Genomic DNA, 12476 nt, shown 5'->3' with positions numbered 1-12476 from the left:
CCGGCGGCGGCCGCCGAGTCAGCGAGCGGCGGAGTCGTCGTGCAGACCTACGGCGGCCGCACCGGCGTCGGGATCGCCGTAGCCGCCGTTGACCAGCACGGGCCGGCGGCCTGCGCGAGCGAGCATGGAGGCGGCGATGGAGGCGCGGTAGCCCGAGCCGCAGTACACCCACACGTCGCCGTCGGGAACCTCGTCGAGGCGGCCGGGCAGGTCGTGGATCGGGATGTGCCGGGAGCCGCGCACGCCGCCTCCGGCGCGCTCGTCGTCGCGGCGCGCGTCGAGGACGACCAGGTCCGGGTCAGAACCCAGCGCCGCGGCCAAGCCGGAGAAGTCGCTGACCGGATAGGAGGCAAGCTCGCGGCCGGCGGACAGGGCCTCGGGGCTGCCGATCGCAGCACCCGCGAGCCGGTCGATGCCGATGCGGACGAGCTCGCGGCGGGCCTCGGCGACCTGCTGCTCGGTCTCGCCGATCAGGGTGATCGGTCCGCCCCATGGGATGAGCCAGCCGACGTAGGTGACGAAGTTGGCGATGGCCAGCTCGAAGTTCAGGGCCCCGGGCAGGTGGCCGGCGGCGAACGCGGTGCGGGTGCGCAGGTCGATCACCCACTCGCCGGCGGCCAGTCGTCCGGCCAGCTCGGCGGGGTCGACGTGTCGCGGCGCGGAGAGGTCCACGGGCGCCGGGCCGGCGGCGTTGCCCGGCCCCATGTGGCTGTACCAAGCAGGGATCGCCGTCAGGCCGGCGATCAGCTCGTCGACGAAGGTCTGCTCGTCCCGGGTCAGGGCCGGGTTGACCTTGGCCTGCTCGCCGACGGTGGAGGAGTCTCCGCTGGTCGGGGTGGCCGCACAGAATGAGCCGAAGCCGTGACTGGGGAAGACCGGAGTGCCGGCGGGCAGCTCGTCGACGAGCCGGCGCACCGAGTGGTACTGGGCATGGGTGAGCTCATCGGTGTGCTCCGGACCGACCAGGTCGGTGCGGCCGGTGGCGCCGTACAGCATGGAACCGCCGGTGAACACGGCCTGAACCTGACCGTCGGCGTCCGCGACCACGTAGCTGACGTGGTGGTGCGTGTGTCCGGGAGTGTGCAGCACGCGGAGCCGCATCGGGCCGGCCTCGAGGTCGTCCCCGTCGGCGGCCGGCACCCGGTCGTAGGCGACGGTGTCACCGGCCGGGACGACGTAGTCGGCGCCCACGCGGCCGGAGAGCTCGAGGCCACCGGTCAGGTAGTCGTTGTGCAGGTGGGTCTCCAGGACCAGCGCGATGCGGACGGCCCGCTTCTCGGCCAGGGCCAGCACGCGGTCGATGTCGCGCTGGGGGTCGATCACGACGCCGATCCCGCCGTCGCTGATCAGGTAGCTGCGGTCGCCGAGGCCGGTGGTCTCGATGATGTCGATCTGCACGGAAGGCTCCTCAGTACGGTACGGGGCAGGGGTATCTGCGTGGCAAATAGGAGACGACGTCAGGCGGTGGGGCGACCCTCGGCGATCCACTGCGTCATGCCCCCGTCGAGGTTGGCGACGTCGTAGCCCTGGCCTGCCAGGAACTTCGCGGCCTGGGAGCTGCGCCCGCCGCTACGGCAATCAGTGATGACTGGGCGGGCCCGGTCGAGCTCGAAGACGCGGGCGGGCAGCTGGCCCAGCGGGATGTGGGTGCTGCCGGCGATCCGGCCCTCGGCCAGTTCGGCGGCCTCCCGCACGTCGAGCAGAACCGCCTCGGTGCGGTCGGCGGCCTGAGCTGGAGTGAGCTGGGGAATCTGCTGGGTCATCGTGACTCCAAGAAAGATTGGTCAGGCGAGGGAGAGGAAGAGGCGCTCGAGCTCGCGCAGGTCGATCTCGCGGGTCTCGCTGTCCTCGTTGGTCGAGCAGAAGCGCATCCCGGTGGAGACGACGGCGAAGCCAGCCTTGTTCAGCGCCTTGGAGGCGGCGGCGAGCTGGGTGACGACGGCGGAGCAGTCCCGGCCGTCCTCGATCATGCGGACGATGCCGCCGATCTGGCCCTCGATGCGCTTAAGGCGCTTGACGACGTCGGCGAGTTCGCCCTGGGGGATGTCCACGGCACTACCGTACATACCCCGGGGGGTATCGGCAACCGGCCTTGCGGCGGCTCAGCGCCTCCGCGATACGAACCTCGCCGTGGGCTGACCGGTGCGTGTCCATGGGTATGCCTGTGGGCGGAACCGCGAGCCCTCTTCAGGGCGAACAGGTAGCCGGGTCTCGAGAGGTTCCCTGTCGAGCCGGTGGATGTTTCGCGGCACCGGTTTCGAGACCGGTCGTCGTTGGGGGGACCGGTTCGCCACGCGCCGACTCGTGAGGTGGGATGAGCGGCTGAGGGGAGGGGTCGACGATGGACCAGCGTTCAAGGCATCAACCGTGCACGGCAGTCGCGGCGGTCAGCGCCCAAGCGATTCTGCTCACTGGGCTCGCGTGGCCCGTCCGCCCGCCTCCCCACCCACGGACCCTCCGGTGGATCGGTCGCGTCATGAGTGGGGCGGGACTCGTCATAGCAGGGGTGGCCGCGGCCGGCTTGGGACCGGCGCTCACTCCCTCTCCGCTGCCTTCAACGCAAGCGCAGCTTCGGCGCGATGGAATGTTCGGGCGAGTGCGGCATCCGATCTACAGCGGCCTACTCCTCTTGGGCGCCGGTCGACTCCTGACCGCAGGCCGTCGTCGGGTTGCTCCGGCGGTCGCACTCACGCTGCTCCTGGCCGCCAAGGCACGATGGGAGGAGCGCCTCATGAGCACTCGCTTTCCGGATTACCCGTCATACGCCGCGACGACCCCCCGCTTCATCCCGGCCATGCGCCGGTCCCGCAAGTGACGCGGCGAGGCGGTCGTGCGCCGATGTGCTGCTACTCAGCTAGGCCATGTCCAAGCATGACCCTCTCAGGCCATCCAGGCCCCTCCGTGCGCCCGACTGGCGACCGGCAGGCCCCGCTGTGAGGGACGGGGTACGCATGCAGTCGTCTCTGAACTGAGCGGCCGACGGGTGGAGGCTCGTGCGTGCATCGCCCGGCGGAGCACGCACCACCCGGTCTGACAACTGAGGGGTGGGCACTGAGCCGGCGGGGTGTCGGCCCAGCCTCGTGACGACGAGAGGCGGCTGGCTGGGCCTCAGTGGTGATCGGCCGCCCGCTCCAGCCGCCAGCCCTCTCCACGGCACCCGTCCGGCAGCGGCGGGAAGCGGTGCCCCTTGACGTCGGTGGACTCGTAGGCATGGTCGCCGTGTCCCTCCGAACAGCGGTAAATCCCGCTGCGGGGAACCATCTGACCGGGGTGGAAAGTGTCCTCGTCAAGTGCCATCCGCGACCGGTACCCGGTAGCGGGCCCTGCACTCGGCGGGACGAACGGATCAGCCGCAGCACGCACAGTGCGCCGCCATGCATGCCGGCACGCTGATCAGAGGCCGTCCGTGCTGGAGCGGGAGTAGTCGGCGGTTGCCCGGGCATGAGTGGGGCGCCTGCCGGTGGACCCGTTGTCCGTGTGGCGCTCCACCGGGGGCGTGGGCGGCGACGTCGGCCGCGCGACCTGCGACTCAGGACGGATGTGCTGTGGACGTCGAGCTGACCACCGGGCAGAGCGTGATCGGCGCCTTCCTGATCGCCCTGGCACTCGCCGCGCTGCACCTGGCAGCCCCGCGGATCCGCAAGCTCCCCCTCGTCCCGGAACGGGCCACCGGCTCCTTCGCCGGTGGGCTCGCCGTGGCCTACGTGTTCCTGCACCTCCTGCCCGAGATCGCCGAGGGCAACGAAGCCATCGGAGAGGCGCTGTCCGACGTCGTGCGGCCCACACCGCTGATGGACCTCGGCATCTTCCTCGTGGCGCTGTTCGGCTTCACCGTCTTCTACGGGCTGGAACGACTGGCCGATCGCCAGCACCGCGCAGCGCCCGTCCACGCCGTCTCACGGAGCAGCGGTGGCGCCGGCTCGCCGGAGGGCGGCACGGCGACGAAGGACGACCGCGATCCGGGGACGGAGCCCAGCCGCGGCGTGTACCTGCTCCACCTCTCCTCGTTCATGGTCTACAACGCCCTGATCACGTACACGATGGCGCTCCGGCTCCGCACCGGAATCGCCTTCGCAGTCCTGTTCACCATCGCCATGGGCCTGCACTTCGTGCTCACCGACCGCGGCCTGGAGGAGCACTACCCGACCCGGTTCACCGCCCGCGGACGCCTGGCACTGGCCGCTGCCCTCCTGGGCGGCTGGGCCGTCGCGGCACTGTTCGCGCCGTCCAGCACCCTCGTCGTCGCGCTGCTCACCGCTCTGCTGGGCGGCTCCATCCTGCTCAACGTCTTCAAGGAAGAGCTGCCCTCGACCCGCAGGTCCAGCTTCGGCTGGTTCCTCACCGGCCTCACCCTCTACGCGGCGCTGCTCACTTTCGTGACCGCACTGAGCGAGTGACCCGTCACGGCCCCTCGGAAGCCGGGCGCCAGCGACGGCCACCGCCCGATGAGGTGGCCGAACCCGTGCGGAAACGTTGTTCCGCCGGATCGGCCAACCCCTGGGCGCTACGAAGACCAACCCGGTCTTCCTGCAGTCGCTGAGACCTCGTCTCGATGCTCTGCCACGACGGTGCAGGCGCCCTCGGCTGCCGCGCGGGAGCTCCGGGGTAATGGTCCGGCCGTCCTCCGGGCCTTCCCAGCCCTGTGCCAGGAGGCTTGCGCAGCCCGCTGTAAGCCTGGAGACGTTCTCCAGTGAATGGAAAGCCGTCAGGGGACCGGACCCCCTCCGCCGCCACGGTTGCTCAAAGGTCAGCCCTGGCGCTCGAACGCTCGTCGGCCGCGTACCCCGCGCCGGACGATGAGGTGTCGTGCGACCGAGGCGGACGGTGAGCGCTAGGGTCCTACGCCACGAACGGGTGTCCACCGAACGGGTGATGGGGGGCTGCCGTGGCGCGGCCGCTGCTTCGAGGCGATCGCCTGCAGGCCGCCCGGGAGTCCGCGGGATTGAGCCGGGACGACCTCGCCGAACGCCTCGAGCTGTCGAGCCCCGCAAGAGTCCGCGTGTGGGAGCTAGGCCTGGAGCGTCCGCGGCCCCGCTTCGTGCCCCGACTGGCCGCCGCGGTGGGAATCGATCCGCTGCACCTGCTCGACGTCGATCCCGACGATCCACCGCTGGCGGCGCTCCGGCTGGCGGCCGGCCTGGCGACGAACGAGATGGGCGCACCGGGGGTGTCCGTCATGACGTACGTGCGACTGGAGGACGGCAGGCCCGGTACCGAGCCGACGGCGGACGCCGTCCATGCCGTGGCCGGATTGCTGGGTGTGGACGAGTCCCGCGTCCAGGCCGCGATCCGTCGCGCGCGCCGTGACCACGCGCCCTTGGCGTCAACTGGAGGTTGACCGGAGGATTACTGGAGATCTGGGGCTTTCCCTTCTGACGGTCTTTGGTGGTAATTTCCCGCAACCTCGTCCGGGAGGCGCCCGTGATCCGCAGGTCAGAGTCGCGTTGTGCGATGGCGGCTGGCCTCGGCGCGGTCCTGGAGACTGGACCGGCGAGCTCGCCGGCCGCGCTGCACGGCACCGCTTCGCGGGCGGTCGATGGGGTACGGGGCCGCATCGTCGCTCTCGCGTCGGTGCTGGCACTCGCCGCATGCGGAACGGACGGGGAAGCCACGGAGCAGACCTCGCCCCAGGCATCGGCCTCCGAGACCAGTGCGGCGTCCACCAGCTCGGGCCCGTCGATGAACCCTGACGAGGCGGCGGCCGCCGACGCGGCGATGGCCGTCTACCGGGATGTGACTCGGCTGGTCCAGGATGCGCGCCGCGACCCGACGCAGGACTGGCTGCCGGCCTACGCGCAGCTGACCGCAGACCCCTATCGGTCCGCCGAGCTGCTCGAGATCTCGGCTCTCCGGGATCGCGGTATCGCCCACACCGGCGAGGTGATCCACACGCCCGACGTCTTCGCTGTCGACCTTGCTGGTGGCACAGACGGAACCCTCCGCACAGTCACGATCCAGGACTGCGTCGACACCCGAGACTTCCCGGCCACGGTCAAGGCCACTGGTGACGTCGTGAGCGTCGATCGACCGCCGCACGTCGCCGTTGCCACGGTTGTCTTCTACCCGCCACCCGAGGACCGCTGGTTGGTCGCCACCGTCGACGTGCAGGACGAGACGTGCTGACCCATTCCTGGGCGCGTGCGGCCGCCGGCGTCCTGGCGACCGTCCTCCTCCAGGTCCCGGCCGCGGTCGCCACCGCCGCGCCCCAGGAGATCTGCCTGCCCTCCGGCTTCTGCTACATCGAGGACATCCGGCCGGCCGTGCCCAGTTCGCCCTCCACCGTCCCCGCCCGGGCTGCGGCGCCGGCACCGTCCGAGTGCACCTCGTCGAACGGTGCTGCGGTGCCCTGCTACCAGGACAACCTTGGCTGGTATGAGTCATCCAGCGGCTGCTACCTCAAGCTGATGGACCCCCAACCCCCTCCCGGCTCGCCGCTGTGGGAAGGGCATACGCCAGGGGACGGCGGTGCCCTCTACATCGCCAACTGCGGTGCGGCGGACGGCGGCTCGCTCGGTTCCACGGCCACCGGGATCGCCTGGCGTCGCGGGCCACCGGCCGCAGTCATCGACCCCGAGGTCCTCGCACAGCGCGCCATCGCCGCCATGCAACTGCAGCCGCCGCTACTGCGCACCGCACCCCCGCAGGCGTCGGCCAGCGGACTGGTCGGCCTCCCGATGTGGATGTGGACCGATCGCGCGGAGAACGTCTCCGGACCCATCACGCGCTCCGCTACCGAAGGGCCGGTCGCCGTCGAAGCGACCGGCGTGGTCTCCCGCATCGCCTGGGACATGGGCGACGGGACCACCGTCACCTGCGGCCTCGGAACGCCTCACTCCCCGGGTGCCGACGGCCCCTCCCCGGACTGCGGCCACACCTATGACCGCGCATCGGCCAACCACGTGCCCGGCGGCGGACCGTGGCCGATCACCGCTACGACCACGTGGACGGTCACCTGGTCCGGTGGAGGTCGCACCGGCACCGAAACGGTGCAGCTGTCCTCGACCGGCGAGCTCTTCGTCGGCGAGCTCCACGTGCTCAACCAGGCCGAGGAGCGCTGATGGCCAGGATGCGGACAGCCCCCACCGACGACGTCGTCGAGGGCAACGGCTGGGTGCCCCCACCACTGCCCCAGGCTCCGGTGCTCCCGCCACCACGACGCCGCCGGCGCCCCGCCCTGCTGGCCCTGGCGGTCGCCATGGTCGTGCTCGGTGCACTCGGTGCCGCCTACCTCGCCACCTCGCTCGGCCAGACGACGTCGGTGATCGCCGTCGCTCAGCCGGTCGCCTGGGGGCAGACGATCACCGCTGCCGATCTCGTGGAGGCACGCATCGCCGCCGACCCGGCCCTGTCCCCGGTCCCGTACACCGACCGCGAGCGGGTCATCGGCCGAACAGCAACAGCAGACCTCCTACCCGGAACACTCCTCACCCGCGACGCGACCACCGATCAGCGGCTTCCTCCGCCCGGTCAACAACTCGTCGGCATCGGACTGCCGGCCGTGCAGCTTCCGGGCACGCCGCTGCGACCGGGGGACGACGTGCTGCTGGTGCCTCTGCCGACCGAAGGTCAGGCGGCACCCACCGCTTCTTCGGTCACCGTGGCGGCCACCGTCGTCCGCGCAGGGGAGCCGGGCACGGACGGGCGGCGTGTCGTCGACGTCCTCGTCGACGAAGCCGACGGCCCAGACGTGGCAGCCCGCGCAGCCGCCGGGCTGGTCGCTCTCGTCGTGGTCGCAGGGGAGTAGGCGACCCACCGTGCTGATCGCGATGACCTCGGCCAAGGGAGCCCCCGGCGTGACCACCGCCGCGCTCGCCCTCGCCCTGTCCTGGCCCCGCCGCACGGTGCTCGCCGAGCTCGATCCGGCCGGCGGCGACGTCCTGGCCGGCTACGGCCGCGGCGAAGTCTCCGCAGGCGGGCTGGCCGAGCTGGAGCTGGCGGCGCGGCGTGGCGGACCGGCACGGCACCTGGAGGCGCACCTGCTGCAACTGGACGCCGGCGCGCGGGTGCGGCTGCTGCCCGGTCTGACCGACCCCATCGGCGCGCGGCACGTGGACTGGCACCGCCTGGCCGGGGCGCTCGCCGCGATCGACGGCGGCACGACGGACGCGCTGGCCGACTGCGGCCGGCTCGGCGCCGAGCACTTCCCCCGGGACGCCGTCCGGCGGGCGGCCGCCGTGATCGTCGTGACCCGGTCGTCGCTGCGCGCCGTGCGCGCCGCGACCCACGCGGTCGCCGCGTTGAAGGCCGAGTCAGCATCGGGGGCGGGTGTCTGTGCGCTCGCCGCGGTCGTCGTCGCAGCAGGGGAGCCCTACGGCGAGCGCGAGATCGGCGACGCTCTCGGCATCCCGGTCCTCGGCGCGCTGCCCCGCGACGACAAGGCAGCGTCGGTGCTCAGCGACGGCGTACCGGCCGGTCGCTCCTTCCACCAATCGGCGCTGCTGAGAGGGGCGCGGGAGGTCGCCGCCCGCGTCGCAGAGTTCGCCGCCCGGCACGAGGCCATACTCAGCCCGCCGGCCCAGGTCCCCGCACCGGTGCACCCGATCGGACACGAGCATGTCCGCTGAGCAGCTCGACCTGGGGCGGTCCCTGCCCGCCGTCAGGCCGCAGGTCGACTGGCCGTTGGTGCGCCGACTGCACGAGACGACGGCGACCGCGCTCGCCGAGGAGCTCAAGCGACGTCCTTCCCTGGGTTCGGCCGCGGAGCAGGAGCTGGCTCGCACGCTCATCCAGGACGGCATGGACGCGCTGGTCCGAGAGCGCATGCGCGCGGGGCAGGCGGTGCCGTCCCCGGACGAGGAGCTGGCGATCGCCGAGGCCGTGTTCGCCGCCCAGTTCGGGCTGGGCCGGCTGCAGCCCTACGTCGACGATGCGCAGGTCGAGAACATCGAGGCGCACGGCTTCGACAACGTGTGGATCGGCTACGCCGACGGCCGCGACGTCCGCGTCGACGCGATCGCCGACTCCGACGAGGACCTGGTCCGGCAGCTGCAGCACATCGCCGCCCGGCTGGGCCGCGCCGAGCGCACGCTGACCACGGCCAGCCCGCTGCTGACCATGCGCCTCCCTGACGGCTCCCGGCTGGCCGCGGTGATCGAGACCGTGCCCCGCCCGCAGCTTGTGATCCGGCGGCACCGGATCCGCGACGTCGACCTCGACGACATGGTGGGGCTGCGCGCGATCGACCAGCCGCTGGCCGAGTTCCTGCGCGCTGCGGTGCGGGCCCGGAAGAACATCGTGGTCACCGGCGGACAGGGCGCCGGCAAGACCCTGCTGCTGCGGGCGCTGGCCAACGAACTCCCGATCGAGGAGAACCTGGCCACGATCGAGAAGCACTTCGAACTGCTGCTGCACGAGCTGCCCGACCGCCACCCTCGGGTGGTGCCGTTCGAGGCGCGCGAGGGCACCGGCGAGCGCGGCCCGGACGGACGTCGCCTCGGGGAGGTGACCCTGACCGAACTCGTCGAGCACGCCCTGGTGATGAACGTCAGCCGGGTGTGGCTGGGCGAGGTCCGCGGCGAGGAGGCCTGGCCGCTGATCGAGGTCATGGAGGCCGGCGAGGGTGGTTCGGCCTGCACCCTGCACGCCCGGTCGGCCCACCACGCCTTCGAACGACTGGCCAACCTGTGCATGCGCGGCCGGGGCTCGGTCACCCCCGAGCACGCCTACCGGTCCTGCGCCTCGGCGATCGACCTCATCGTGCACATCACCACGGTTGACGAGCGGTGGATCGGCGGGCAGCGGCACCGCTTCGTCAGCCAGGTCGTGGAGTGCAACGGCATGGGGGAGGGCGGGCGACCGGCGGTCACGGAGGTCTTCGCCGCCGGGCCGGATGGGCGGGCGACGCCCGCGCACGATCCGGTCGACCTGGCCGACTACGTGCGGGTCGGCTTCGATCCCGGCTGGCTCCGCCCCGGCCAGGAGCACTGGGCAAGCGCCACCGGGGGACGGCGGTGACCGGCGTGGTGCTGCTGGCCGGCGTGTGCGGCGCGCTGGTGGTCGGTGGCCCCCTCCTCGCCGCGCATGCGCTCACCGCCGATAAGCGGCCGGCGCGGCCTCCTCGCCGACGCCGCCCGGCGGCGTGGGCCGACGGGCCTACGACGCGCCGGCAGCGAGCGCTGTGGGCGGCGGGTGCAGCAGCGGCCGCTGTCGTGTGGCTGGCTTCGGGGTGGCCGGTCGGCGGGGTCCTGGCCGGGCTCGCGGTAGTCGGGGTGCCGTGGCTGCTGACGCAGTTCTCCGCCGGGAATGCGGCGGTGGAGCGGCTCGAGGCGTTGCAGGAGTGGGTGCGGCGCACCTCCGATGTCCTGGCCGCCGGCGGAGGGCTGGAGCAGACGCTGATCCGCTCGGCGCGAACCGCACCGGAGCCGATCCAGGTCGAGGTCGCGACGTTGGCTGCCCGGCTGCAGGCGCGCTGGTCCACGTCCCGTGCGCTGCTGGCCTTCGCCGACGACCTGGACGACGCCGCCGGTGATCTGGTGGTCGCCGCCCTGCTGCTCGGTGCGGAGCTGCGCGGTCCGGGGCTGGCCCGGGTGCTGACCGAGCTGGCGCACAGCCTCACCGAGGAGGTCACCATGCGCCGCAAGGTGGAGGCCGACCGCGCCAAGCCCCGGGCCAACGCGCGCTGGCTGTTGCTCATCACCGTCGCCGCCGCCGGGCTGGCCGCCCTGAACGGGGACCACCTGGCTCCCTACGGCACCGCGCTCGGGCAGCTGGTGCTGGCCGTCATCGCCGCCTTGATGGTCGGTTGCCTGCTGTGGATGCGCCGGCTCACGGCGGCGGCGCCGACGGTCCGCTTCCTCGTCGACCCGACGACGCGCGGCGGGGCGGCACGGGACCCGGAGGAGGTGCCGGCCCGGTGAGCGCGGCGCAGGTACTCCTCATCGGTTGCGGCGCAGCCGTCGGGCTGGGGCTGTTCCTGCTGCTACGGACCGCGCTCGTGATCGAGCAGCCGCGGCTGTCCGACGCGCTGGCCCGGTTGGACGGGCGCGCCCCGATCGGTTCCGTGCGACCTGTCGGGGAGGTGGGAGACCGCTGGGCGCAGGCGGCAGGACGGACCGGGTCGTGGGCCGCCGCTCGGCTGCCCACGACCGGTCTGCAGGCGCCGGGATCGGCGTTGGCGCTGATCGGCTGGACGCCGGCGGGGTACGCCGTCCGCAAGATCGGCATGGCTCTGTTCGGCGCGGCGTTTGTGCCGCTGCTCACGGCCGTCCTCGGCATCGTCGGCGTCCACCTGCCGGTCGTGGTTCCGGTGGCCGGATCGCTAGCGCTGGCCGTTGGCCTGTTCCTCGTCGTCGACCTGGTCGTGCGGGACCAGGCCGCCGAGGCGCGCGGCCAGATGCGCCGGGCGCTCTGCTCCTACCTCGACCTGGTCAGCCTCCGCCGGGACGCCAGCGAGGGCCCCACCATGGCTCTGGAGCGTGCCGCCGCGATCGGCGACGGCTGGGTGTTCGGCCGCATCAGCGACGCGTTGGTCACGGCCCGGCTCGCAGGCGACCCACCGTGGGAGGGGTTGCGCCGGCTGGCCGCGGATTCTGGTGTCGGGGAGCTGGCCGACGTCGCCGACATCGCGGCGGTTGCCGCCCAGGAGGGCGCGTCGATCGCCCCGACGCTCCGGGCCCGTGCGCAGTCCCTGCGCGTCCAGCTGCTGGCCGACGAAGAGGCGGCGGCCAACACCGCCAGCGAGAAGCTCACCGCCCCGGTGGCGCTGCTGTCGATCGCCTTCCTGCTGCTCTTCCTCTATCCCGCCCTGGCCCGACTGATGGCCACCTGACCGCCATGCCCCTCAGAAGGAGAGTCCGATGATGCCGCTGATGACCACCCTGACCATCCTCGCCGCAGCACTGCGCGACCGGCTCCGCGATCTGCGGGGCGAGCCGGAACGCGGCTCGCTGTCGGTGGAGCAGGTGATCATCACGGTGGCTCTGATCGGCATCGCCGTCGCGCTGGTCGCGATCATCGCCAACGCGGTCACCTCCCGCTCAGCCGAGATCCAGTAGCCCGCCCGTGGCCCGCTCCGCCAGCTCACGCGGCCCCACACCGCTGTCCCGGCTGTGCCACGTCCGTGGCCGCCGGACCAGCGGCGTGGCGCGCCGGCAGCTGTCAGGGGAACGCGGCGCGGCGTCGGTGGAACTGGCGGTCACGTTCCCCGTCGTGCTCCTGCTGGTCATGACGTTGATCCAGGCGGCCCTGTGGTTCTACGCCCGCTCGGTCGCCCTGGGCGCGGCCCAGGAAGGCGCCCGCGAGGGTCGGGTGCAGCCCGCGTCGACCGCACGCGCCCAGTCGGCGGCCGAAGGCTTCCTCGACCAGACCGCGGAGGATCTGCTCACCGGCCGGGACGTGACCGTGGCGGGCTCCCCGAGCAGCATCGAAGTGACCGTGACGGGCACGTCGATCAGCCTCTTCCCCGGCCTGTCCGGGTGGGCGGTCACCCAGAGCGCCGTTGGCCCCGTGGAACGGCCCACGCCATGAACGGACGGGCG

At 72.4% G+C, this 12476-nt stretch carries 15 protein-coding genes; 11 read left to right on the top strand and 4 right to left on the bottom strand.

Annotation, left to right across the window (positions count from 1 at the left end; all coding sequences use genetic code 11):
• Positions 1-18: 18 nt before the first annotated feature.
• The 4 genes from BN344_RS15070 to BN344_RS15055 form a co-directional block, all read right to left on the bottom strand.
• A complete protein-coding gene (locus BN344_RS15070; RefSeq protein ID WP_040339424.1) occupies positions 19-1398 on the bottom strand; it encodes an MBL fold metallo-hydrolase in 1380 nt (459 codons plus the stop codon).
• 59 nt (positions 1399-1457) lie between these two features.
• A complete protein-coding gene (locus BN344_RS15065; RefSeq protein WP_040339423.1) occupies positions 1458-1763 on the bottom strand; it encodes a rhodanese-like domain-containing protein in 306 nt (101 codons plus the stop codon).
• A gap of 21 nt (positions 1764-1784) precedes the next feature.
• Complete coding sequence (locus tag BN344_RS15060) at positions 1785-2051, bottom strand: metal-sensitive transcriptional regulator (protein ID WP_224499415.1); 267 nt, start codon at positions 2049-2051, stop codon at positions 1785-1787.
• A 1057-nt stretch (positions 2052-3108) separates the two neighbouring features.
• Positions 3109-3297 carry a hypothetical protein gene (locus tag BN344_RS15055; protein WP_040339421.1) on the bottom strand — a complete coding sequence of 63 codons (189 nt, stop codon included), beginning with the start codon at positions 3295-3297 and terminating at the stop codon, positions 3109-3111.
• A gap of 248 nt (positions 3298-3545) precedes the next feature.
• On the opposite strand from BN344_RS15055, the gene BN344_RS15050 reads away from it, so the two are divergent.
• From BN344_RS15050 to BN344_RS15000, 11 genes are all read left to right on the top strand, one after another.
• Positions 3546-4397 (top strand): ZIP family transporter, encoded by an 852-nt coding sequence (locus BN344_RS15050; RefSeq protein ID WP_051515984.1) that lies wholly within the window; start codon positions 3546-3548, stop codon positions 4395-4397.
• Positions 4398-4885: 488 nt separating this feature from the next.
• A complete protein-coding gene (locus BN344_RS15045; protein ID WP_040339420.1) occupies positions 4886-5338 on the top strand; it encodes a helix-turn-helix domain-containing protein in 453 nt (150 codons plus the stop codon).
• A gap of 113 nt (positions 5339-5451) precedes the next feature.
• Positions 5452-6123, top strand: a complete 672-nt coding sequence (locus tag BN344_RS15040) for a hypothetical protein (protein WP_040339419.1) — start codon at positions 5452-5454, stop codon at positions 6121-6123.
• On the top strand, positions 6117-7058 hold the full coding sequence (locus tag BN344_RS15035) for a hypothetical protein (protein WP_051515983.1): 942 nt from the start codon (positions 6117-6119) through the stop codon (positions 7056-7058). The genes BN344_RS15040 and BN344_RS15035 overlap by 7 nt, the downstream gene beginning before the upstream one ends.
• Positions 7058-7744, top strand: a complete 687-nt coding sequence (locus BN344_RS15030; protein WP_224499416.1) for an SAF domain-containing protein — start codon at positions 7058-7060, stop codon at positions 7742-7744. The genes BN344_RS15035 and BN344_RS15030 overlap by 1 nt, the downstream gene beginning before the upstream one ends.
• 10 nt (positions 7745-7754) lie before the next feature.
• A complete protein-coding gene (locus tag BN344_RS15025; RefSeq protein WP_051515982.1) occupies positions 7755-8564 on the top strand; it encodes a hypothetical protein in 810 nt (269 codons plus the stop codon).
• Positions 8554-9954 carry a CpaF family protein gene (locus tag BN344_RS15020; RefSeq protein ID WP_040339418.1) on the top strand — a complete coding sequence of 467 codons (1401 nt, stop codon included), beginning with the start codon at positions 8554-8556 and terminating at the stop codon, positions 9952-9954. Before BN344_RS15025 ends, BN344_RS15020 begins: the two co-directional genes overlap by 11 nt.
• On the top strand, positions 9951-10856 hold the full coding sequence (locus BN344_RS15015) for a type II secretion system F family protein (protein WP_040339417.1): 906 nt from the start codon (positions 9951-9953) through the stop codon (positions 10854-10856). The genes BN344_RS15020 and BN344_RS15015 overlap by 4 nt, the downstream gene beginning before the upstream one ends.
• A complete protein-coding gene (locus tag BN344_RS15010; RefSeq protein ID WP_040339416.1) occupies positions 10853-11767 on the top strand; it encodes a type II secretion system F family protein in 915 nt (304 codons plus the stop codon). The genes BN344_RS15015 and BN344_RS15010 overlap by 4 nt, the downstream gene beginning before the upstream one ends.
• A 40-nt stretch (positions 11768-11807) precedes the next feature.
• Positions 11808-11993 carry a hypothetical protein gene (locus tag BN344_RS15005; protein WP_224499417.1) on the top strand — a complete coding sequence of 62 codons (186 nt, stop codon included), beginning with the start codon at positions 11808-11810 and terminating at the stop codon, positions 11991-11993.
• Positions 11994-12000: 7 nt separating this feature from the next.
• A complete protein-coding gene (locus tag BN344_RS15000) occupies positions 12001-12465 on the top strand; it encodes a TadE family protein (RefSeq protein WP_224499418.1) in 465 nt (154 codons plus the stop codon).
• The last annotated feature ends 11 nt before the right edge of the window (positions 12466-12476 follow it).

It is taken from the genome of Candidatus Blastococcus massiliensis AP3 (assembly GCF_000582785.1).
Taxonomy (GTDB): Bacteria; Actinomycetota; Actinomycetes; order Mycobacteriales; family Geodermatophilaceae; genus Blastococcus; species Blastococcus massiliensis.
The sequence above is the reverse complement of the archived record's forward strand: the minus strand, read 5'-3'. Positions and strand labels throughout refer to the sequence as shown.